General features: G+C 71.3%; 17 protein-coding genes. 7 read left to right on the forward strand and 10 right to left on the reverse strand.

Annotated features, from left to right (window positions below):
- On the forward strand, positions 1 to 701 hold a 701-nt coding region (locus ACWDR3_RS15730; RefSeq protein ID WP_450353034.1), incomplete at its 5' end, for a SidA/IucD/PvdA family monooxygenase.
- Positions 702 to 745: 44 nt separating this feature from the next.
- Here the strand turns inward: ACWDR3_RS15730 and ACWDR3_RS15735 are convergent.
- Together ACWDR3_RS15735 and ACWDR3_RS15740 are read right to left on the reverse strand one after the other, a co-directional pair.
- Positions 746 to 2641 (reverse strand): isochorismatase family protein, encoded by a 1896-nt coding sequence (locus tag ACWDR3_RS15735; protein ID WP_450353035.1) that lies wholly within the window; start codon positions 2639 to 2641, stop codon positions 746 to 748.
- Between the two features lie 235 nt (positions 2642 to 2876).
- Entirely contained in the window at positions 2877 to 4406 is a 1530-nt protein-coding gene (locus ACWDR3_RS15740) for an amidohydrolase (RefSeq protein WP_450353036.1), read from the reverse strand.
- A 237-nt stretch (positions 4407 to 4643) separates the two neighbouring features.
- On the opposite strand from ACWDR3_RS15740, the gene ACWDR3_RS15745 reads away from it, so the two are divergent.
- Positions 4644 to 6305 (forward strand): carboxylesterase/lipase family protein, encoded by a 1662-nt coding sequence (locus tag ACWDR3_RS15745; RefSeq protein ID WP_450353037.1) that lies wholly within the window; start codon positions 4644 to 4646, stop codon positions 6303 to 6305.
- A 25-nt stretch (positions 6306 to 6330) separates the two neighbouring features.
- Here ACWDR3_RS15745 and ACWDR3_RS15750 read toward each other — a convergent pair whose 3' ends face one another.
- On the reverse strand, positions 6331 to 8169 hold the full coding sequence (locus tag ACWDR3_RS15750; RefSeq protein ID WP_450353038.1) for a glycoside hydrolase family 15 protein: 1839 nt from the start codon (positions 8167 to 8169) through the stop codon (positions 6331 to 6333).
- A 158-nt stretch (positions 8170 to 8327) separates the two neighbouring features.
- Positions 8328 to 9107, reverse strand: a complete 780-nt coding sequence (locus ACWDR3_RS15755; protein ID WP_450353039.1) for a DeoR/GlpR family DNA-binding transcription regulator — start codon at positions 9105 to 9107, stop codon at positions 8328 to 8330.
- Between the two features lie 147 nt (positions 9108 to 9254).
- Here ACWDR3_RS15755 and ACWDR3_RS15760 point away from each other — a divergent pair, with 147 nt between their 5' ends.
- From ACWDR3_RS15760 to ACWDR3_RS15770, 3 genes are all read left to right on the forward strand, one after another.
- Entirely contained in the window at positions 9255 to 10136 is an 882-nt protein-coding gene (locus tag ACWDR3_RS15760; protein WP_450353040.1) for an SIS domain-containing protein, read from the forward strand.
- A gap of 34 nt (positions 10137 to 10170) precedes the next feature.
- Positions 10171 to 11031, forward strand: coding sequence for a class II fructose-bisphosphate aldolase (locus tag ACWDR3_RS15765; protein ID WP_450353041.1), 861 nt, complete (start codon positions 10171 to 10173; stop codon positions 11029 to 11031).
- Positions 11032 to 11166: 135 nt separating this feature from the next.
- Complete coding sequence (locus ACWDR3_RS15770; RefSeq protein ID WP_450353042.1) at positions 11167 to 12237, forward strand: LLM class flavin-dependent oxidoreductase; 1071 nt, start codon at positions 11167 to 11169, stop codon at positions 12235 to 12237.
- 5 nt (positions 12238 to 12242) lie between these two features.
- Here the strand turns inward: ACWDR3_RS15770 and ACWDR3_RS15775 are convergent, their stop codons facing one another.
- Positions 12243 to 13523, reverse strand: a complete 1281-nt coding sequence (locus ACWDR3_RS15775) for an amidohydrolase family protein (RefSeq protein WP_450353043.1) — start codon at positions 13521 to 13523, stop codon at positions 12243 to 12245.
- An 81-nt stretch (positions 13524 to 13604) separates the two neighbouring features.
- Between ACWDR3_RS15775 and ACWDR3_RS15780 the strand changes: the two genes are divergently transcribed.
- Positions 13605 to 14780 carry an Lrp/AsnC family transcriptional regulator gene (locus ACWDR3_RS15780; protein ID WP_450353044.1) on the forward strand — a complete coding sequence of 392 codons (1176 nt, stop codon included), beginning with the start codon at positions 13605 to 13607 and terminating at the stop codon, positions 14778 to 14780.
- A gap of 9 nt (positions 14781 to 14789) precedes the next feature.
- Positions 14790 to 15614, forward strand: a complete 825-nt coding sequence (locus ACWDR3_RS15785; protein WP_450353045.1) for an alpha/beta fold hydrolase — start codon at positions 14790 to 14792, stop codon at positions 15612 to 15614.
- On the opposite strand, the gene ACWDR3_RS15790 is transcribed toward ACWDR3_RS15785, so the two are convergent.
- Genes ACWDR3_RS15790 through ACWDR3_RS15810 form a run of 5 tightly spaced genes read right to left on the reverse strand, consistent with a single transcriptional unit; the run spans position 15565 to position 20809 of the window.
- Positions 15565 to 16374 carry an IclR family transcriptional regulator gene (locus tag ACWDR3_RS15790; protein WP_450353046.1) on the reverse strand — a complete coding sequence of 270 codons (810 nt, stop codon included), beginning with the start codon at positions 16372 to 16374 and terminating at the stop codon, positions 15565 to 15567. The two genes, ACWDR3_RS15785 and ACWDR3_RS15790, sit on opposite strands and share 50 nt — an antisense overlap.
- Entirely contained in the window at positions 16371 to 17162 is a 792-nt protein-coding gene (locus ACWDR3_RS15795; RefSeq protein ID WP_450353047.1) for an alpha/beta fold hydrolase, read from the reverse strand. Before ACWDR3_RS15795 ends, ACWDR3_RS15790 begins: the two co-directional genes overlap by 4 nt.
- Positions 17159 to 18199, reverse strand: a complete 1041-nt coding sequence (locus ACWDR3_RS15800) for an ABC transporter ATP-binding protein (RefSeq protein ID WP_450353048.1) — start codon at positions 18197 to 18199, stop codon at positions 17159 to 17161. Before ACWDR3_RS15800 ends, ACWDR3_RS15795 begins: the two co-directional genes overlap by 4 nt.
- Positions 18192 to 19229 carry an ABC transporter ATP-binding protein gene (locus ACWDR3_RS15805; RefSeq protein ID WP_450353049.1) on the reverse strand — a complete coding sequence of 346 codons (1038 nt, stop codon included), beginning with the start codon at positions 19227 to 19229 and terminating at the stop codon, positions 18192 to 18194. Before ACWDR3_RS15805 ends, ACWDR3_RS15800 begins: the two co-directional genes overlap by 8 nt.
- Positions 19226 to 20809 carry an ABC transporter substrate-binding protein gene (locus tag ACWDR3_RS15810; RefSeq protein ID WP_450353050.1) on the reverse strand — a complete coding sequence of 528 codons (1584 nt, stop codon included), beginning with the start codon at positions 20807 to 20809 and terminating at the stop codon, positions 19226 to 19228. Before ACWDR3_RS15810 ends, ACWDR3_RS15805 begins: the two co-directional genes overlap by 4 nt.
- Positions 20810 to 20859: the final 50 nt, after the last annotated feature.

Here is a 20859-nt window from a genome sequence, read left to right on the forward strand (position 1 = left end):
CGTCGGTCAACCGCGCCGTCGTGCTGGGCGCGGGGCAGAGCGCGGCCGAGACGGTCGACTATCTGCACCGCTCCTTCCCGGACGCGGAGGTGTGCGCGGTGTTCGCCAAGTACGGCTACACGCCCGCCGACGACAGCCCGTTCGCCAACCGGATCTTCGACCCCGAGGCCGTCGACGTGTATTTCGGCGCGCCCTCCGAGGTGAAGCAGTCACTCTTCGACTACCACCGCTCGACCAACTACTCGGTGGTCGACATGGAGTTGATCGAGGCCCTGTACGCGACCGCGTACCAGGAGAAGGTCACCGGCCACGAGCGGCTGCGCTTCCTCAACGTCTCGCGCATCCGGGACGTGGTGTCCCGGGACGACGGATCGCTCGACATCGCCGTCGAGTTCCTGCCCACCGGCGAACAACAGGTGCTCTCGGCCGACGTGTTGGTGCACGCCACCGGCTATCGCCCACGCGATCTGACATCGCTGCTCGGCGAGGCCGCCAAGGTCTGTCTGCGCGACGACGAGGACGCGCTGCGGGTGAGCCGGGACCACCGGGTGGAGACGGCGACGGGCGTGACCGCGGGGATCTATCTGCAGGGCGGCACCGAGCATACGCACGGGCTGACCTCGACACTGCTGTCGACGACCGCGATCCGGGCGGGGGAGATCCACCGCTCGCTGGTGTCGAGGCGCGTGGCGACCGTCTGAGCGATTGGGCGGGCCGGAACGGCAGGGTGTGCGGAGGCGGTCGGTCAGACCGCCTCCGCCTCCGTCACCGAGTGCTCCGTGCCGAACACCGCCACCACCCGGTCCGTCGCCGTCACCGCCCCGCACGTGTCCGCCACCCACTCCAGGGCGAACTCGTGGCTCCCGGGCGTCATGTCGGCGACCGCGTCGGCCACGACGAAGGCCTCCAGATCCTGCGCCCAGGCGTCCCCGGCGGTCATCAGCACGCCGGCCCGGGCGTACAGCCCGAGGATCACCACCTGGTCGCGGTCCAACTCCCGCAGCCGGCCGTCCAGTCGGGTCCGGGCGAACGCGCTGTACTTCCGGGCGGTCAGCACGGTGTCCCCGGCCAGCGGCTCGACCTGCGGGACGAACGCCTCGGCCGCCGCGCCCGCCGACAGACCGGTGAGCCTCGCGTACGGGACCGGACCCCGGCCGGAGGCACGCCGGTCACCGGCCGGCACCGAGTGGATCACGGGCACCCCGGCGGCCCGGGCGCCGTCGACCAACCGGCGGGCGTTCGCCAGGAGTTCGGTGGCCGGGGCGGCCTCCCGCTCCAGCGCCCGTACGAACCGGTTCTGCAGGTTGAGGACCAGCAGCGCGGCCCTGGCCGGGTCGAGGGTCCAGCCCGTCTGGTCGGCGGGCAGCATCGCGGGGGTCGGCATGACGTACGGGAACATCGGAGGAGCCATCTCGGTGTGCCCTTCGGGAGTGTGCGGACGGGTCCTTCGGCCGCGCGGCGCCGGGACCGGGCGGGCGGTGCGCCCGGCCGCGGCCGGACCACCGGGGGACGTCTCCGGCCCCCGCTCCACGACCAGGTGATCCGTGTCGGTCACCCGCGCGATCGCCCCGGTGCGATGGAAGCCGTCGGCGGTGAAGAATCCGGCGTCGTGCTCGGGCGAGCGCCAGTAGCCGCGGATCGTGGACGGGCCGCGACTGAGCAGATGACCGCTGGTGCCGTCGAGCACCTCACGGCCCGCGCTGTCGACGATCCGCACCTCGTCCGCCGGCGACACGAAACGCCCTCGGCCGGTGAGGCACGCCTCCGGACCGTCGTCCGGCCGGGTCCAGGAGACCAGTCCCTCCGCCGTCCCGAAGACCTGCCGCAGCGAGCAGCCGAGCGCGGGCCGCACCCGCCGGGCCGACCGCTCGTCCAGGGCGGCACCGCTGACCACCAGGGTCTGCAAGCTGCCGAGGTCGTACGCCGTGACCGCGGCGGCCTGGGTCCACGGCGCGACGAGGTGCGAGGGGAGCACGGTGTGGGTCACCCCCTCACTCACGACCACCGGGAACGCTGCGTCCGGATCGGTGGCCCCGGGGCCCAGGACCACCCGGCCGCCCGCCCACAGCACCGCCAGCCAGTCCACCAACCCCGGTACGCCGACGGGCAGTTCAGGCAGCGCGGCGAGATGGGCCGTGTCCTCGCCGACGCCCAGCACGGTCGCCCGGTCCTCGACGGAGCGCGCCAACTCCCGGTCGCCGAGCGGCACCAGCCGGGGGACGCCCACGCCGTCGCCGGTGAGTTGGAGGAGGGCGAGGTCATCGGGCCCGGTCCCCTCGGCGGATGCGGTGAAGCGGCTGGGCTCCTCGGCGGACGCCGTGAACCGGCTCACGGCCCGGGTCACCGACCCGCGCACCCCGGGCGGTACGACGACGGGCACGGCCCCGATGCGCCTCAGCGCGAAGAACTCCGTGAACAGGTCGAGGGAGCCCGGGAGTTGGACGACGACCCGGTCGCCGGGCCCGGTCCCGCGGGCGGCCAGCTCGGCCGCGCGCCACCGGACGTGGTCGTCCAGTTGGCGGTAGGTCCACGCCCGTCGGTCCTCCGTCACGTCGACGAGCGCCACCCGCTCGGGATGCAGCTCCGCGCGCCCGTGGAGCACATCGTCGAGTGTGGTGTGCAGGGATGCGTCGCTGCTCACAGATGGTTCCCCTCGCGGTCACGGGCCCGGGGCGTGCGGGGGCCGTCGGCGCAGGGGTGGCGAGTGGCACGACTCGTCCACGGCACCGCCTCCCGGTCGGGCGTAGAAGCTTAGGTTAGCCTCACCTAAGCTTGCTTGTCGCCTTCATTGGGGCCGAATGCCGATCCGGTGCCGGACGGCTCCGGAAGGTCGAGGCGCGAGGGCGGTCCGTGCCGTGAATGGCGGGAGGGGCGGGTCAGAAGGGGCCGTGGGTCCAGCGCCCGCCCAGCATCGTCGCGTGCACCGGCATCTTCCGCAGCGTGTCCGCGTCCGCCTCCAGCGGGTCCGCGTCCACGACCACCAGATCGGCCTCGTCGCCGACCCGGATCAGCGACCGCCCGAGCGCCGACGCGGCCAGCGCCGCCCGCACCGGGACCCGCTGCTCCGGATGCCAGGCGGGCCGCTCGTCGCTCGTCCGGCTGACCGCCGAGGCGATGCCCAGCCACGGGTCGAGCGGCGAGACGGGAGCGTCCGAACCGAACTCCAGCCGGGCGCCCGACGCCAGCAGATCGGCGTACGCGAACGCCCGCCCGGTGCGCCCCGCCCAGTACACGTCCGCCACATCGCGGTCGTCGGGAGCGTGCGCGGGCTGCACCCCCGCCGTCACCCCCAACTCCGCGAACCGCGGCACATCGGCGGCCGACAGCAACTGGGCGTGCTCGATGCGTCCACGGCAGCGGACCGTCTCGAACGCGTCCAGGGCAAGGGTGTTGGCCCGGTCGCCGATCGCGTGGACGGCCGGCTCGATCCCGTGCGCGGAGGCCCGCCGCATCAGCCGGACCAGTTCGTCGTGCGGCGTCTCCTCGATGCCGTACGCCTCCTCGCTGTCCTCCATGCCGGGGTACGGGTCGCAGCACAGCGCGGTCCGGGTGTTGAGGGAGCCGTCGGTGAAGAGCTTCAGCGGGCCGACCTGGACCAGGCCGCCGGTGCCGGGCAGCACGTCACCGGTCCGCAGCCCGCGCTCGATCGCCGCCTCCAGATGCGCGGGGTAGACGGCGGCCCGCACGCGCACCGGGAGCGGTGAACTCGCGGCGCGGCGACTCCAGTCGGCGAGGTTGTCGGAGAAGTGGAAGTCGATGAATCCCGTGACACCGCGCGCGGCCGCGTCCCGGCAGGCCTCCGCGACCCAGCCGTCGAGCACCGCCTCGGGCACCTCCGGCAACGCGGTGATCGCCTCGAAGCACTCGTGCTCCCGCAGTACACCCGTGGGATGGTCACCGCGCCCGACCAGCGCCAGACAGGGCGAGTTGAGCCACGCGGCATGCAGATCGGCACTGATCAGGGCGACCGGTCGGTCCGGGCACACCGCGTCGAGCAGCGACTTGTGCGGTAGGTCGGGCCACAGCCCGTCCCGGAACCCTTGCCCCAACAGGACGTCTCCGCCGGGCAGTTCGGCCGCCGCCGTCCGCACGGCCTCCGCCACCGCCTGCGCGGACCCCAGCCCGGACAGGTCCACCCGGTGCCGGTTGCCGGCCCACTGCGCGGCATGCACATGAGCGTCCCACAGACCCGGCAGGACCGTACGCCCGTCCAGGTCGAGCACCGGGCCGTCCCCGAGGCCGCCCTCCGCGACGCCTTCTGCGATCGCGACGATCCTGCCGCCCTCGATCCGCAAGCTGCGCAACGGGCCGCCCGCCCCCAGCCGCACCCGCGCGAGCGTCAGTGCGGGGGACCGGTCGTTGAGCGTGTCCGCAAGGGGGCCGGATGTGCCGTCCAGGCTCGTCATGAGGGCTCCAGTGGTGTGATCACGTGCGGTGGGGCGGGACCGAGGCTACGTGGCGACCGCCGGGCACTGGCAAGGTGGCGAACTCCAAGCACTGGCAGGGCTGGCCACTGTGAACAATCTCGTCGCACATATTGCTCACAGGATGCCGCCCGACTTACGGTCGCAGAACGTGCCGTTCCGCCCCTCACGCCCCTCAACGCGCAATACCTGCCAGCCCGCACGCAGAGAGCAGGAGCAATGAGAGCGATCACCGTCCTGCGCGGCAGAGCCCGCGCCTTCCTGACCACCGTGAGCCTCCTGGGCCTGGGCATCGCAGCCCCCGTAGCGGCCCACAACACGCAGACCGGACCCCAGGAACGCCCGGTCCCGACCACCGTACAGACCACCACCGGCAAGGTCCGCGGAGCCCAACACACCGGCTACGACGAGTGGTTGGGCATCCCCTACGCGGCCGACGCCGCCGGCGCGAACCGCTGGAAGCCCCCGCAGCCGGTCACCCCGTGGTCCGGCGTGCGCGACGCCGGCGCCTTCAGTGACCGGTGCGCGCAGAACAGCGGCTGGGACCCCGGCTACGAGAAGACGATCACCACCGAGGACTGCCTCGCCCTCAACGTCTACGTCCCGGACGGCGCCCGGGCGCGGACCCCCGTGCTGGTCTGGATCCACGGCGGCGGCTTCACCGGCGGCGCGGGCCAGGACACCAACCCGCGCAAGTTCGTGGAGCAGACGGGCGCGGTCGTCGTCACCGTCAACTACCGCCTTGGCGTGCTCGGCACGCTCAACCTGCCCCAGCTGCAGGCCGAGAGCAAGGACGGCCCAGGCAACTACGGCCTCCTCGACCAGCAGGCGGCCCTGCGCTGGGTGCACTCCAACATCTCCCGCTTCGGCGGCGATCCGAAGAACGTGACCATCGCCGGCCAGTCCGCCGGCGCCGGTTCGGTCTGCGACCACCTCGCCTCGCCCACCGCCAAGGGCCTCTTCGCCCGCGCCGGCATCCTCAGCGGCGGCTGCAACCTGCAGTCCGCGGCCTCAGGCCAGGCACAGAGCGAGGCCTTCGTGAAAGCCGTCGGCTGCGCCGGCTCCGCGGACCAACTCGCCTGTCTGCGCGGCAAATCCGCCGCCGACCTGCTCGCCGCCCAGAAACAGTCCGGCGTCGCCCCCTCCCTCGGCGGCTCCGCCTTCCCGGTCAACCCCGGCACCGCCGTCCAGACCGGCGCCTTCAACCGCGTACCCGTGATGCTCGGTCAGACCAACAGCGAGCGCGGCCTGTTCACCTTCCAGAACTACGACTACCTCGGTACGCCGATGACGGCCGCGCAGTACGAGGCCGCCGTGCGTTCCGCGTACGGGGCCAACGCCGACAGGGTGCTCGCCGAGTACCCGCTCAGCGCCTATCCGACGCCGGGCCAGGCCTGGACCGCCGTCCAGAACGGCTCCACCTCCTACACCCGCCAACAGCTCATTGCCACGTTGTCCAAGTGGGTGCCCACCTACGCCTACGAGTTCGCCGAGAGCGACACCCCGCACTTCACCTCGATCTTCCTGCTCCAGCAGAAGAGCGAGACCGCGCGGAACTTCCCGTTCGGCGGCGCGATCCACGTCGACGACCTCGGCTACCTCTGGGACTACCTCGGCCAGACCCTGCCCTACGACGACGACCAGCTGGAGCTCTCCCACCAGATGATCACCTACTGGGGCCGCTTCGCCGCCGCGGGCGATCCCAACGGGCCCCGCACACCCGCCTGGCCCAAGTACCGGGCCAAGACGGGGGAGTTGTTGTCCTTGGTCGCCTGTGACACCGCTCCGTCGAGCGACCGGCCCCCGGCGGCCTGTTCCAAGGTCACCCGGGACTTCGGCAAGGAGCACAACCTCGGCTTCTGGGCGGGCCTGCCGTCCTGACCGGATCGCTGCCCCGACCGGGTCCTCAGCCGAGGGCCCGGTCCAGGTTGAAGGCCGCACTGATCAGCGCGAGATGGGTGAACGCCTGCGGGAAGTTGCCCTGTTGCTCACCGGTCTGGCTGATCTCCTCGGCATACAGGCCCAGATGGTTGGCGTACGTGAGCATCTTCTCGAAGGCGAGGCGCGCCTCCTCGATCCGGCCGGCGTGGACCATCGCCTCGACGTACCAGAACGAGCAGATGGAGAAGGTGCCTTCGTCGCCGCGCAGTCCGTCGGGGCTGGCCAGCGGGTCGTAGCGGTAGACCAGCGAGTCCGAGACCAGGTCGTGGGTGAGGGCGTCGAGCGTGGACAGCCACTTGGGGTCGGTGGGCGCGATGAACTTCGTCAGCGGCATCATCAGCACGGACGCGTCCAGCACCTCGCTGCCCTCGAACTGCGTGAAGGCCTGGCGGGACTCGGACCAGCCCTTGCTCATGATCCGCCGGTAGATCGTGTCCCGGCAGTCGCGCCAGCGCAGCAGATCGGCCGGCAGGCCGCGGCGGTTGGCCATCCGGATGGCCCGCTCGATCGCCACCCAGCACATCAGCCGCGAGTACAGGAAGGGCTTGCGGCCGCCGCGGGTCTCCCAGATGCCCTCGTCGGGCTGGTCCCAGTTGTCGCACACCCAGTCCACCAGCGCGCACACGTCGTCCCACTGGGCGCTGGAGACGGGCTTGGCCCACTTGTCGTAGAGGTAGATCGAGTCGATCAGCGCGCCGTAGATGTCGAGTTGGAGCTGCTCGGCGGCGGCGTTGCCGACCCGCACCGGCGCGGAGCCCTGATGCCCTTCCAGATGGTCGAGTTCGAGCTCGGGGAGGTCGGTGCGGCCGTCGATGCCGTACATGATCTGCAGCGGCCCCGAGGGCTTTCCGTCGCCCGGACTGATGTGCCGGGTCACGAACTTCATGAACGCCTCGGCCTCGCCGGTGAATCCGAGCCGCAGCAGCGCGTAGACACAGAAGGCGGCGTCGCGCACCCACACGTACCGGTAGTCCCAGTTGCGCTCGCCGCCGAGCTGTTCGGGCAGGCTGGTGGTCGGGGCGGCCACGATCGCGCCGGTGGGCGCGTAGGTGAGCAGCTTCAGGGTGAGGGCGGAGCGGTGCACCATCTCCCGCCAGCGGCCCCGGTACTTGGAGGCGGACAGCCAGCGCCGCCAGTAGTCCACCGTCGTGGCGAACTGCGCCTCGGCCTCCTCCTTCGCGCACCGGTGCGGCACGACATCGCGGCCGACCTGGTCGAGGGCGAAGACCGCCTGCTCGCCCTCGGCGAGCTTGAAGTCGGCCCGTACATCCGCTCCGTCGGCCTCCAGCGGCACGGTCGAGGTCAGCGCGAGCGACAGTTCGCCGGTGTCGAAGACGGCCGCCTCGCCGACCATGCGCACGGTGTGCGGCAGCGAGCCGTAGTCGAAGCGCGGGGCGACCCGGGTACGGAACGGGATGGAGCCGCGCACGCACACGACCCGGCGGATCAGCCGATGCCGCTCGGCGTCGCCGTCCTCGCCGTCGATCGGCATGAAGTCCTGCACCTCACCGACGCCCTCCTCGGTGAAGAACCGGGTGATCAGGACGTTGGTGTCCGGGAAGTAGAACTGCTTCGTCTTCGCCGGCACGGCCGCCGCGAGCTCGAAGGAGCCGCCGCGCTCCGCGTCCAGGATCGCCGCGAAGACGCTCGGCGCGTCGAAGGCCGGGCAGCAGTACCAGTCGATGGTGCCGTCGGTCCCGACCAGGGCCACGCTGCGCAGATCGCCGATCAGCCCGTGCTCGGCGATCGGCAGATAGCGGCGATCGCCCCCGGGGGTGTCCTCGTCGTTCTCCGTCGCGCTCATCGCAGCCTCCCGATCCCCCGACCCACAGTGCGCTCTCAGCCTAGGTGGAAACGGTCTTGCGGGCGCGAGGATCGAGGTGGCCGGAAGAGACTGTGGCCAGTCACACGACGTGGCCGGAAGAGACTGTGGCCAGTCACACGACGAGGACACCGTGCCCGTCACACCACGAGGACGTCGATGCCCGCCTCCTCGAAGCGCCGTACCGTGTCCGGGCCCGCCGCCGTGTCCGTGACGAGCGTGTCCACCGTCTCGGCCGCGCAGATCCGGGCGAACGCGCGCCGGCCGAGTTTGCTGGAGTCGGCGGCGACGACCACGCGCTCGGCACGCTCGCACAGCGTCCGGTTGATCGCGGCCTCCGCCTCGTCGTGCGCGGCGGCCCCGTGCGTGACGTCGAAGGCGACGACACCGAGCACCGCCACGTCGAGGGTGATCTGCCCGAGCACTCCGTCGGCGAGCGGCCCGATCAACTCGTACGACTGCGGCCGGGCGACCCCGCCGGTCACCACGATCTTGAACTGGGGGCGTACGGCCAGCTCGTTGGCGATGTTGAGCGCGTTCGTGACGACGGTGAGGGCGGGGGAGCCGGTGCCGAGATCGCCGCGTACGGCCAGGGCGCGCGCCACCTCGGTGGTCGTCGTCCCGCCGGTCAGGCCGACGGCCTCGCCGGGTGCGACGAGATCCGCGACCGCCTTCGCGATGCGCTGCTTCTCGGAGGCGTGCCGGGCGGTCTTGTAGCGCAGCGGCAGCTCGTAGGACACCCCGTGCACGACCGCGCCGCCACGGGTGCGGACCAGCATCTGCTGCTCGGCGAGCTGGTCGAAGTCGCGCCGGATCGTCGCGGCCGAGACCGCCAGCTCGACGGCCACCTCCTCGACGTCAAGGCGGCCCCGCTCGACGAGCAGCTCCAGCAGCGTCTTCCAGCGGGCGTCGCGCGACATCCGACCTCTCCGTTCCCTGGCCCGTCCGTCGGCCGGTGGTCGATCTTCCGGCGACCCTAGCGCACCTGGAGTGCGCTCGAATGCTTGATTGTGCTCGAAAGCTCGCTATATCTTGCAGGAACAATCATATCCGGGGAGGGGTACGGCATGACGTACGTCGAGGACGAGCTGACCAGCCAGCCCGAGTGCTGGACGCGGGCCGCGGGGGAAGCGGCCCGGTATGCCGAGGTGCTTCCGGCGCCGGGGGAGCGGGTCGCGATCGTCGGCTGCGGCACCTCGTACTTCATGGCGCAGGCCGCTGCGGCTCTGCGTGAGGGCGCCGGCCAGGGCGAGACGGACGCCTTCGCTGCCTCCGAGTACCCGCACGGGCGCTCTTACGACCGTGTCGTGGCCCTGACCCGGTCCGGCACTACCACCGAAGTCCTGGAACTGCTCGGCGAGTTGACCGGCCGCACCCGCACCACCGCGATCACCGCGGACCCGAACACCCCGATCATGACGGCCGCCGACGACGTCGTCGTCCTCGACTACGCGGACGAACGCTCCGTGGTGCAGACCCGGTTCGCGACCACCGCGCTGACCCTGCTCCGCGCCTACATCGGCGTGCACCCCGACACCGCCGTGGCCGACGCCCGTACCGCGCTGGAGACACCACTGCCCGAAGGGCTGGTCGACTGCACGCAGTTCACCTTCCTGGGGCGCGGCTGGACGGTAGGCCTCGCCAACGAGGCCGGGCTGAAGATGCGCGAGGCCTCCCTCGCCTGGACCGAGGCCTACCCCGCGATGGAGTACCGGCACGGCCCCATCAGCATCACCACCAAGGGCACCGCGACCTGGATGCTCGGCGAGGCGCCCGAAGGACTCGCCGAACAGGTCCGCGCCACCGGCGGGTTGTGGGTGGCCGGTGGCCTCGACCCGCTCGCCGAACTGGTCCGCGCCCAGCGCCTCGCGGTCGCCGTCGCCGCGGCCAGGGGTCTCGATCCGGACGCCCCGCGCCATCTCACCCGCTCGGTGATCCTCGCCCCCTGACCCGCCCCTGAGAAAGGACCGAAAAGGAGAAACCGTGCCCCTCGTCACCACCGGAGAACTGGTCACCCGCGCCGCCGCCGCACACTCCGCCGTACCCTCCTTCAACGTCATCACCTTGGAACACGTCGAGGCCGTCATCGCCGGTGCCGAGGCCGCGCAGGCGCCCGTCGTCCTCCAAGTCAGCGAGAACGCCGTCAAGTTCCGCTACGGCCGCCTCCTCCCGCTGGCCCGCGCGGCCGTCGCCGCCGCCGAACGCGCCTCCGTGCCCGTCGCGTTGCACCTCGACCACGTCCAGAGCGACGACCTGCTGCGCCAGGCGGCGACCGCCGGCTTCAGCTCGGTGATGTACGACGCGGCCCGGCTGCCCTACCTCGACAACCTCGCCGCGACCCGGGCCGCCGCCGACTGGGCGCACTCCCAAGGGCTGTGGATCGAGGCCGAGTTGGGCCAGGTCGGCGGCAAGACCGGCGAGCCGCAGCTGGACGCCCACGCGCCCGGCGCCCGTACCGACCCGGTGGAGGCAGGGGCCTTCGTAGCCGACTCAGGCGTGGACGCTCTCGCCGTCGCCGTCGGCAGCACGCACGCGATGACCACCCGCACCGCCACCCTCGACCACGCCCTGATCAAACGCCTCGCCGCCGCCGTGGACGTCCCGCTCGTTCTGCACGGCTCCTCCGGAGTGCCGGACGACGAACTCGTCGCCGCGGTCGCCGGCGGCATCGCCAAGGTCAACGTCGGCACCGCCCTCAACCTCGCCATGACCGGCGCCATCCGCGACTTCCTCGCCGCCCACCCGGAGGCGGTCGACTCGCGCAAGTACCTGAGCGTGGGCCGCGAGGCGATGGCGGAGGCGGCCCGACGGATCATCCAGGTGCTGGGCGGGACATCGGCGTAGGCACAGCCGTGGTCATGGTCGTGGTCGGGGCCCTTGTGACGCGGCCCGCTCACCGGACCACGGCCATTCGGTTGCGGCCCGCTCAACGGACCGCAGCCATTTGGCCGCAGCTCGGGCGTCCCTAGGGTCCTTTCCATGAGCGTTCCTGGCGACATGAGCAGCGACAACGGCCCCCTGCGGATCGGGGTGCGGATCCCGCCGTGCGACCGTGCGGATCGCGTGGCGCGGACGGCACGGCGGGCCGAGGAGTTCGGGTTCGACCAAGTGTGGTTCCCCGACTCGCAGTTGCTGTGGCGGGACGTGTTCACCACTCTCACCGCGACCGCCCTGGCCACCGAGCGGATCGGCCTCGGCACCGCCGTCACCAACCTCGCGACCCGACACCCGTCCGTCGTCGCCTCGGCCGCCCGCAGTGTCGCCGAACTCGCGCCCGGCAGGTTCACCCTCGGTCTCGGTGTGGGCAACAGCTCCGTGGCGCCCGTCGGTCTGCGGCAGAGCACTTCGGCCCAACTGCGCGAGGGGCTGGGCATGTTGCGGGCCCTGCTGGACGGGCGGGAGTGGGACTTCGAGGGCAAGGTCCGCTCACGGCTGCGCGACCCTCAGCCCACGGTCCCGCTGCATCTGGCGGCGAGTGGACCTCGTAACCTCCGGCTCGCCGGTGAGATCGCCGACGGTGTCATTCTGCTCAGCGGGGTCTCACCGCGGACCTTGGCCGCCGCCACCGCGCGGGTGCGAGAAGGCGCCGAGGCGGTCGGCCGGAGTGCCGAGGCGCTGCCGGTGACCGTGTCCGCGTTCTGTGCGGTCACCGACGACATCGAGGCCGAGGCCCGGCTGATCAAACCGATCTGCGCCTCGATCGCCCAGAACGGCGGTGCGTCCTTCCTCGCCCTCGCGGGCATCGACGTGGACGTCCCGGCGACGGTGGAGGGCGTCTACCCGGACCTCGTGCATGCCGAGGACTGGGACGCGGCGGTCCGGATCTGCTCGGCCTGGATCAGCGACGAGGCGGCCGTCCGGTTCGCCGAGGAGTTCTGCCTGTTCGGCACGGCCGCGCAGATCACGGAACGGCTCCGGACCCTGCGCGCGTCGGGAGTGACCGACGTGTTCCTCCAGCACGTCGGCTCCTACGACCCGCCCACCGAACTGATCGAGACCGTCGGCGCCTCGGTCCTGCCGGCCCTGCGCTCCGCCGCCCCGCACGCGTGAGAACGTCAGCGCGGTCCCGCCACGGGCAGCAGATCCTTGCGTACGACGCCGTCCTGGACGACACACACGATGTTGCCGGGGTCGCCGAGCACCCCGATGTCCGCGAGCGGGTCGCCGTCGCACAGGACGAGGTCGGCGGTCTTGCCCACGGCCAGGGTGCCGAGGCGGTCGGAGAGGCCCAGGAGCTCGGCGGAGGTGCGGGTGCCGGCGACGATCGCGGCCATGGGGTCCATGCCCAGCTCCACGAGGAAGCCGAGCTCCAGCAGGTTCTGGCCGTGCGGGCAGACCGCGGCGTCCGTGCCGAGCGCGATGCGGGCGCCCTGGTCGATGGCGCGCGCGATGTTCTCCTTGGTGATGCCCGACCAGCGGATCTTCTTCTGGTAGTGGTGCCCGGGCATCAGGTCCTTGTCGATGCCCGCGAACACGGTGGACAGGGTCGGCACGACGAAGGTCCCTCGCTCGTTCGCCAGGTCCAGCGCCCGCTCGTCCAGGCCGTAGCCGTGCTCGATGCTCGTGACACCGCCGCGGATGGCGGTGAGGATGCCCGCGGTGCCCTGGGCGTGCGCGGCGACCGGCTTGCCGCCGTGCCGCCGGCACTCGTCCACGACGGCCCGGATCTCCTCCTCCAGGAGGCCCTCGTCCTCGGGCTGGTCGTAGGGGCTGGCCATGCCGCCGGTGGCGCAGATCTTGATGACGTCGGCGCCCGCGCGGATCATCCTGCGCACCGCGAGGCGCGACTCGTCCACGGTGTCGGCCAGCTCGGCCATCTCGCCGCCGCTGAGGTCGGTGCCGTCGAGGAGACGGAAGTCGGCGTGGCCGCCGGTGTGGCTGATGATCCGGACCGCGGTGTGCAGCCGGGGTCCGACGATCCGGCCGCTCTCGACGGCGGTACGGAACCCGGTGGACAGTCCGCCCAGGTCACGGGCGGTGGTGATGCCGGCGTCCAGGGTCTGCCGGAGCCGGGTCGCGGTGTCGTACGTGACAAGGACCGGATCGAGCTCGCCCCGGCGGCCGGGCGGCGAGCCCTGCGCGTACGCGAGATGGGTGTGGCAGTCGAAGAACCCGGGGAGCACCGTCCGGCCGCCGGCGTCGATGATCCGGACCGCGGAAGGGTCGTCGGGGACGGGCGGGGCACCGGCGGCCGGGCCCGCGTAGGCGAGGTTTCCCGCCGCGTCCGAGACGATGACGGCATCGTCCACCGGGAGCGCACCGGTACCGTCGATGAGACGGGCGTTCTCGAATCGCAGCGCGGTCCTCAAGGTCTCTTGCGTCATGGCATCCGTCATGGTGAGGCCGAATCACTCCTCGGAATCAGGAACCTCGGTGGTCGACCGCGGTTGTCGGGATCAGGCGAAAGGGAGTCTGCAATGGACGAGAGAACCCCGCGCTACGGTGCAGCTTCCGGTCGTGATTTCACTTCGGCACGCAGAAATGCGCCGCCCCAGGAGACGCAGGATTTCGCTGCCCCGGAACTCGACGAACTCGACCGCGGTGTCGTGCACGCGCTGCAGATCCACCCCCGGGCCCCGTGGACCCTCGTGGGCGATGTGCTCGGCGTCAATCCGGTGACCGTCGCCCGGCGCTGGCAGCGGCTGGAGGAGGCGGGACTCGCCTGGGTGACCGCCTATCCGCGTCTGTCCGACTTCCGGATCGTGGTGACGGGCATCGTGGAGGTCGACACCGAACCGGGGGTCGCCGAGGACGTGGCGCACGCCCTGGCCCGGCAGCACGAGGTGGCGAACGTCAAGATCACGGCCGGTGGCCGCGATGTCGTGGCCGCCGTACAGACCAGGGACCTGGACGAACTGGCCCACCTCACCACGCTGCTCTTCCAGCGCACACCCGGCGTACGCGCGACGCGCACACACGTCTCCACCGGCGTTCCCACCGAGGGCAGCCGCTGGCGGCTGCGCAGCCTCGACGCGGCCCAGTGCGCACGGATCGAGGCCAGCCACGCCTCGGACGTCCCGCCCGATCAGGGCACGGGTGCCCAGCCGCCCTGGGACGCTCTGGACGCGCAGATCCTGGAGCTGCTCAGCTCCGACGGCCGTATGTCGATCCGCGCCCTGGCCACCGCCACCGGTGTCGGTCTCACCACGGTCCGCCGCAGACTCCAGTCGCTGCTGGCCTCCCGGGTGAACCTGCGCTGCGACCTCGCCAGGCCCCTGTCCGGGTGGCCGCTGTCGGCGGTGTACTTCGCGTCCGTACCCGCCCAGTACCTGGAGGAGACCAGCCGCGTCCTGTCCAACGTTCGGGAGGTGCGGTCGTGCGCGATCACCGCGGGCCCCCACAACCTCGTGATCGACGTGTGGCTGCGCGCGCTGGCCGACGTGCACACCTTCGAGGCGCACCTGTCGCGGCGGCTGCCCCGGCTCGTGATCGACGACCGCTCGGTGGTGCTGCGCACCGTGAAGCACATGGGCCGGCTGCTGGACCGGGACGGCCGCTGCGTCGGCGTCGTACCGCTGCGCGAACCGCAGGGCACCCACCCGCCGGCGGCGGACCCCGCCGTCGTACCGGCCGACAAGACCTCCTGGCGCTGAGGAGCACCGGTGCGATCCACGTACATCCCCTCGGCCGGCGGCCACCTGCGCTCGATCGACATCCCCGGTGAGGGGCCCGCGCGGGTGTACCTCCACGGGCTGGGGTGCGCAGGCTCCGCCGACTTCGCGGGGATCGTCACGCATCCCCGTCTCTACGGCGGACGCGCGATCGTCGTCGACCTGCTGGGCCATGGCTTCAGCGACCGCCCGGCGACATTCCCGGGCACGCTGGAGGCCCACGCGGCATCGGTCGCCGCCGTTCTCGACCACTGCGGGATCGAGGGCGCCGTGCTCGTCGGGCACTCGATGGGCGGCGCCGTCGCGATCGTCCTCGCCGCGACCCGCCCGGACCTGGTCTCCCGGGTCGTCGTGGCCGAACCGAACCTGCGCGCGGGCGGCGGGCTGTACAGCAAGGCCATCGCCGCCTATCGCGAGGAGGACTTCGTCAGCCATGGATTCCGGGCCGTACTGGCGGAGTTGGAGCCCGACTACGCGGCACGGGTGAGGGCGGCGGACCCCGCGATCCTGCACCGCAGCGCCGTGAGCCTGGTCGCCGGGACGACTCCGGGGACGGCGGAACTCCTCTACGGTCTGCCGCAGCCGCGGGTGATGCTGATCGGCGCCCGCAGCCGCCCCTACGAGGACGAGCCCGCCGTCCGGCAGGCCGGCATCCCCGTCGTCGAAGTCCCCGACGCGGGCCACCACATGATGCGCGACAACCCCGAGGGATTCGTGGCGGCCCTGGTCGAGGCCGGCGCGAATCCCGCCGCCCGCACGGGAGTTGTCAGCGCGGGACGCGATGCGACTCATGGCGGGCGAGCCGGGCCGCGATGACGCCCGAGGCCTCGGTCAGGGCCGCGAGCAGCCGGGGCAGCCTGCTGCCCGCCGTGGGCGAGATGACGGACAGTGCCCCCAGGTAGCTGCCGTCGGTGTCGCGCACGGGCACCGCGACGGCGAGGTAGCCGACGCGTTTCTCCTCGACCTCCACGGCGTAGCCCTTCTCCCTGATCCGGTCGAGTTCGCCGGGCAGTTGGGCGGGCGTGAGGGTGTGCGGAGTGCGGCGGACCATGTGGGGGATGACCTGCGCGAGCGGGTAACGCTCGGGGAGCAGGGCGAGGGTGAGCTTTCCCGCGGCGGTGCTGTGCAGCTCCATGCGCCGGCCGTCGGCGGTGGAGCCGGCGTGGTTGCGGTGCGTGCCGATGCTCTCGACGCACAGCAGGTCGGAGTGGTGGGGTATCGCCAGGATGACGGCGTTGTCGAGGCCCTGGGCGAGGCTCTCGACGACGGGCCTGGCCGCTTCGCGCAGGGTGCGCTGACGGGGTGAGCGCAGGCCCATCGTGTAAAGCCGTACGCCCAGGCGGTAGTTGCAGCCGTCGCGCTCCAGGAAGTCGGTGGCGACGAGCTCCTGGCAGAGCCGGTGGACGGTCGCCTTGGCTATCCCGGTACGGGACCTCAGCTCGGCCAGACCGAGCGAGAGGTCGTCGTCGCCGAAGGCCGACAGGATGAGACTCACCTTGCCGAGCACCGAATTCGGCTGCTCGCCGGTCTCCCGGATCTTGCCGGCGGTGGTCATCGCTCCGCTCGCGGTGGTCATCGTGCCGCCGCCCATTCGAGGATTTGCTTGGAGAACTCCTCGGGGAGCTGTTCCGGCAGTGGTACGTGTCCGCCGTCGATGACCCGAGTCTCACAGCCGGCGGCCGCGAACTTCTCCAGACCCGGCAGGGAGTAGTGGTCGCCGGAGGCGCAGACGGCGAGGATTCGGGCGGTGATCAGAGGCAGACGCTGGTCCATCATCGAGCCCCGTACCGCCACATGCCCCTCCTCCACGCGGTCCAGCACGGTCAGCGCGTCGATCATGAAGCGGTTGAGGGCGGCCTCCTCACCGGGCCGGTAGAACTCGCGCCGGTGGTTCCACAGTTCGAGGAGGTGTGAGCCGTCGGGCTGAGGGACGACGTGGTCGACGGGCTTGCGCTCGCCCGCCGTGCGTCGCTTCTCCTCGTCGATGAAGGGCGTGGCGGACAGCAGCAGACTCGCGACCCGGTCCTGGTGGCGGGCGGCGAGTTCCACCGCGATCACCCCGCCGGTGTGGTGCCCCACCAGGTGGAAGCGCTCCAGTCCGAGTTCGTCGATCAGCGCGTCGGCCGCGTCGGCCCACCGCTCGATCGTGTGGGGTTCGTCGGGTTTCGCGGAGGCGCCGAAGCCCAGGGTGTCCATGGCGATGGCCCGGTGCACGGCGCCGACCCGCGGCAGCACCTCCAGGTACTCGGTCCAGGATCGCGGTGTCTGATGGAGCATCAGCACCGGTTCGCCCGTGCCGCATTCGGCATAGTGCAACTGGCCGAAGGGGCTGGGCACATAGCCGCGGCGCAGCGTGTCCGTCATGAGTGACCTCCTGGTTTGTGGCAAGCCGTCAGATGGCCGGGTGTCTGTTCGGTGAGTGCGGGGCGTTCGCTGCGGCAGTGGTCGTCGGCCAGCCAGCAGCGGGAGGAGAAGGGGCAGCCGGTCGGGACGTCCGCCGGCGAGGGCAGCTCGCCTTTGAGGACGATCCGTTCGCCCGGGTCGGTGTCGCCCGCCGTGGCAGCCCCCGGTTCCAGGACGGAGGAGAGCAGCGCCATGGAGTAGGGGTGCTGCGGATCGGCGAACAGCTGCTGCGCCGGGGCGAGTTCGACGATCGACCCGAGGTACATCACGGCCACCCGCTCGCTGAGGTGGCGGACCACACCGAGGTTGTGCGAGATGAACAAGTAGGCGATGCGGTCGCGCTGTTGGATCTCCTGGAGCAGGTTGAGGATCTGCGCCTGGATGGAGACGTCGAGCGCGGACGTCGGCTCGTCGAGGACGATGACGGACGGCTGCGGGGCCAACGCGCGGGCGAGCGCGAGGCGTTGACGCTGACCGCCGGAGAACTCGTGCGGATAGCGGCCGGCGGCCGCCGCGTCGAGGCCGACCTCTTCCAGGACCTCGGCCAGCCGGGTGCGCCGGTCGGCGCGTGCCACTCCTCGGGCGCGCAGCGGTTCCTCGATGCTGGAGCCGACAGGCAGCCGGGGGTTGAGCGAGCCGTTGGGATCCTGGAACACCATCTGCACCGCACGCCGGAACGCCTTCAGGTCGGCGCCCTTCGGCTGGTGCGTCATGTCCCGGCCCTCGAAGCGCACTTCGCCGCGGGTGGGCCGGTACAACCGGGTCGCGATCCGGCCCAGCGTGCTCTTGCCGCACCCGGACTCGCCGACCAGGCCGACCGTCTCGCCGGGGTTCAGGGTCAGCGAGATGTCGTCCACGGCCCGGACACCGGAACGGCCCGGGCGGCGGCCGAACTCATGGCCGATGCCGGAGAGTTCGAGGAGCGGCGGCCCGGTGTCCGCCGCGAGGGGCCGGGCCGTCGGTTCGGCCACGGTCAGGGCCGGCTGCGATTCACTCATTTTTTCCTCCGGCATCCGTCGGGGCGTCCTCCAGGTCGCGCCAGCAGCGCGACACCCACCCCGCACCGACGGGTCGCAGCGGCTGCGGCGCGGCACACGCGTCGGCGACGCTCGGACAGCGCGGCGCGAAGCGGCAGCCGGGCAACCGGCGTGCCTCGTCCGTGAGTTGACCGCGGATCGCGGTCAGCGGAGTGCCGTCGCTCTCCCGCATCCGGGGTACCGCCGCGAGCAGCGCCCGCGTGTAAGGGTGCTTGGGCGCGGTCAGCACCTGGTCGACCGTGCCGGACTCCACAGCCTGTCCGGCGTACATCACCTGCACCCGACTGCACATCGCCGTGATGACACCGAGGTCGTGCGAGATGAGCAGCATCCCCATGCCGTGCTCCTCCTGGAGCGAGCGCAGCAGTTGGAGGATCTCGGCCTGCACGGTGACGTCCAGCGCGGTCGTCGGTTCGTCGGCCAGCAGCAGCCGCGGGTTGCCCGCCATGGCGATGGCGATGACGACGCGCTGCCGCATACCGCCGGACAGCTCGTGCGGGAACTGCCGGGCCCGGCGCTCGGGCGAAGGGATCTCCACCAGGCGCAGCAGCTCCACCGCCCGCTCCTGCGCTTCCTTCCGGCTGGCCTTCCCGTGGATCCGCAGCACCTCCGCGACCTGTGCGCCGACCCGCATGCACGGGTTCAGCGAGGTCATCGGCTCCTGGAAGACCATCGCCACCCGGTCGCCGCGCAGGCTCTCCAACTCGGCCGCGCTGCTGCCCAGCAGATCCGTGCCGCAGGCCTCCAGCCGGTCGGCCCGGACGTCGGCGCCGGAGCCCAGCAGCCCCATCGCCGCGAGGGCGACACTGGACTTGCCGCAGCCGCTCTCGCCGATCAGACCGACCACCTCGCCCTGTTCGACGCGGAGATCCACCCCCGAGACCACGTCCGAGCCGCCGAATCCGATCCGCAGTCCGGAGACGTCGAGGACCGGGCCCGTGCCACCGGTCTCGGTGGCGGCACGGGCGGGCGTCAGGGTGTCGGCACTCACTGGGACAGCCACGCGTTCTTGAGGTTGAGGCGGGTCGCCGTGGCGTCCGGCTGGTAGCCGTGCAGCTTGTCGCTCCACGCCTCGCCGCGCACGGCCTTGGCGTAGGGCACCAGCATGTAGGCCTCGTCGGCGATGTACTGGGCGAGCTGGTGGTAAAGGGTGACCCGCTTGTCGTTGTTCTCCTCGCTCTTCGCGGCCGCCATCAGGTCCCACAGGTGCTGGTCCTTGACCTTGGTCCCCGGGCTGCCCTTGGCGAACCACAGGTCGAGGTACTGACTCGGGTCGGCGTTGAGCACACTCGTCATCATCACCATGTCGGTGTACTCGCCGGCCAGCACCTTCGGCACGACACTCGTGAACGGCACGAGCTTGAGGTTGAGCGTGATGCCGACCTTGGCCAGCTGCGCCTTCATCAGCTCCATCGCGGAGATGTCGGGCCCGTAGGCCGGGTCGCTGGGCGCGAGCAACTCGATGCTGACCTGGCTCTTGCCGGCCGCCTTGAGGAGCGCCTTGGCCTTCGCCTGGTCCGGCGTGTACATCGGGTCGGCTGCCGTGGGCGTGGTGCCGTACGGGTCCTGCGGCGGGATGACGTAGCCGAAGGTCGCCGATCCGCTGCCGAGCGTCTTGATCAGGGTCTTGCGGTCGATGGCGAGGTTGAACGCCTGCCGCACCCGCTTGTCCGCGAGCGGGCCGCTCAGGGTGTTCATGTTGAGCCAGATGCTGGACACCAGCGGCCCGTTCGCCTCGGTGACACCGCTCGTGGACTTGACGTCCTCGACCATGCGCAGGTCGCGGAAGGACAGCAGCTGCACGGAGTCGGAGCGCAGCGAGGCCACGCGTGAGGTCTCGTCGGGGATGAGCCGGTAGATCACCGTGTCGAGGTAAGGCTTCGGCTTGTCCCAGTAGCCCTTGTAGCCGGAGAGCTGGATGGAGATGCCCTTCGACCACTTCTTCAGGGAGAAGGGGCCGGTGCCGTTCTCCGACTGCTTGAGCTCGTTCGCGGACCGGGAGGTCGTCCACTTCTTGCTCATGACGGCCCCGCTCCACGGCCGGGCGAGGAAGTTGTAGAGCGACGGCTGCGGGGCGCTCAGCTTCAGCTCCACCGTCTTGGCGTCCACGGCGGTGACCGTCTTGATCTTGTACTGCTGGGTGTACGGCGACTTGATCGCGGGATCCATCAGCCGCTCCAGGCTGAAGATCACGTCGTCGGTGGTGAGCTTGCTGCCGTCGTGGAAGGTGACCCCGTCGCGGAGCGTGAACCGGTGGGTGGTGGCGTCCACCTGCTGGTAGCTCTTGGCCAGGCCGGGCTTGATCTGGCCCTTGCTGTCCAGGCTCAGCAGGCCCTCGTAGAACTGCGCGACGATCTGCTGGTCGAAGTACGCCTGGGCCACCTGCGGGTCGAAGCCGACGGTGGGCTCCCCGTCGAGCCCGATGGTGAGGGTGCCGCCGCTGACCGGCTTCCCGGAGACCTTGCCGGCCGTGGTGGCCGTACCGCCGCAGCCCGCGAGCAGCAGACCGGCCAGCGTGGTCCCGCCGAGCGCCAGCGCGTTTCTGCGCGTGTAGGTGTGGTTCGTCATCATGACCGCCTGTTTCTCAAGAACGTGAGGGTGAAGTGACGTGGTGCGAGAGC

The sequence above is a fragment of the Streptomyces sp. NPDC001002 genome (assembly GCF_053599215.1).

What these genes read in the sequence shown, in the direction of transcription:
- ACWDR3_RS15740 (WP_450353036.1), bottom strand. Translation starts at nt 4,406, where the DNA reads ATGACGAGCCTGGACGGCACATCCGGCCCCCTTGCGGACACGCTCAAC.
- ACWDR3_RS15745 (WP_450353037.1), top strand. Translation starts at nt 4,644, where the DNA reads ATGAGAGCGATCACCGTCCTGCGCGGCAGAGCCCGCGCCTTCCTGACC.
- ACWDR3_RS15750 (WP_450353038.1), bottom strand. Translation starts at nt 8,169, where the DNA reads ATGAGCGCGACGGAGAACGACGAGGACACCCCCGGGGGCGATCGCCGC.
- ACWDR3_RS15755 (WP_450353039.1), bottom strand. Translation starts at nt 9,107, where the DNA reads ATGTCGCGCGACGCCCGCTGGAAGACGCTGCTGGAGCTGCTCGTCGAG.
- ACWDR3_RS15760 (WP_450353040.1), top strand. Translation starts at nt 9,255, where the DNA reads ATGACGTACGTCGAGGACGAGCTGACCAGCCAGCCCGAGTGCTGGACG.
- ACWDR3_RS15770 (WP_450353042.1), top strand. Translation starts at nt 11,167, where the DNA reads ATGAGCGTTCCTGGCGACATGAGCAGCGACAACGGCCCCCTGCGGATC.
- ACWDR3_RS15775 (WP_450353043.1), bottom strand. Translation starts at nt 13,523, where the DNA reads ATGACGGATGCCATGACGCAAGAGACCTTGAGGACCGCGCTGCGATTC.
- ACWDR3_RS15780 (WP_450353044.1), top strand. Translation starts at nt 13,605, where the DNA reads ATGGACGAGAGAACCCCGCGCTACGGTGCAGCTTCCGGTCGTGATTTC.
- ACWDR3_RS15790 (WP_450353046.1), bottom strand. Translation starts at nt 16,374, where the DNA reads ATGACCACCGCGAGCGGAGCGATGACCACCGCCGGCAAGATCCGGGAG.
- ACWDR3_RS15795 (WP_450353047.1), bottom strand. Translation starts at nt 17,162, where the DNA reads ATGACGGACACGCTGCGCCGCGGCTATGTGCCCAGCCCCTTCGGCCAG.
- ACWDR3_RS15800 (WP_450353048.1), bottom strand. Translation starts at nt 18,199, where the DNA reads ATGAGTGAATCGCAGCCGGCCCTGACCGTGGCCGAACCGACGGCCCGG.
- ACWDR3_RS15810 (WP_450353050.1), bottom strand. Translation starts at nt 20,809, where the DNA reads ATGATGACGAACCACACCTACACGCGCAGAAACGCGCTGGCGCTCGGC.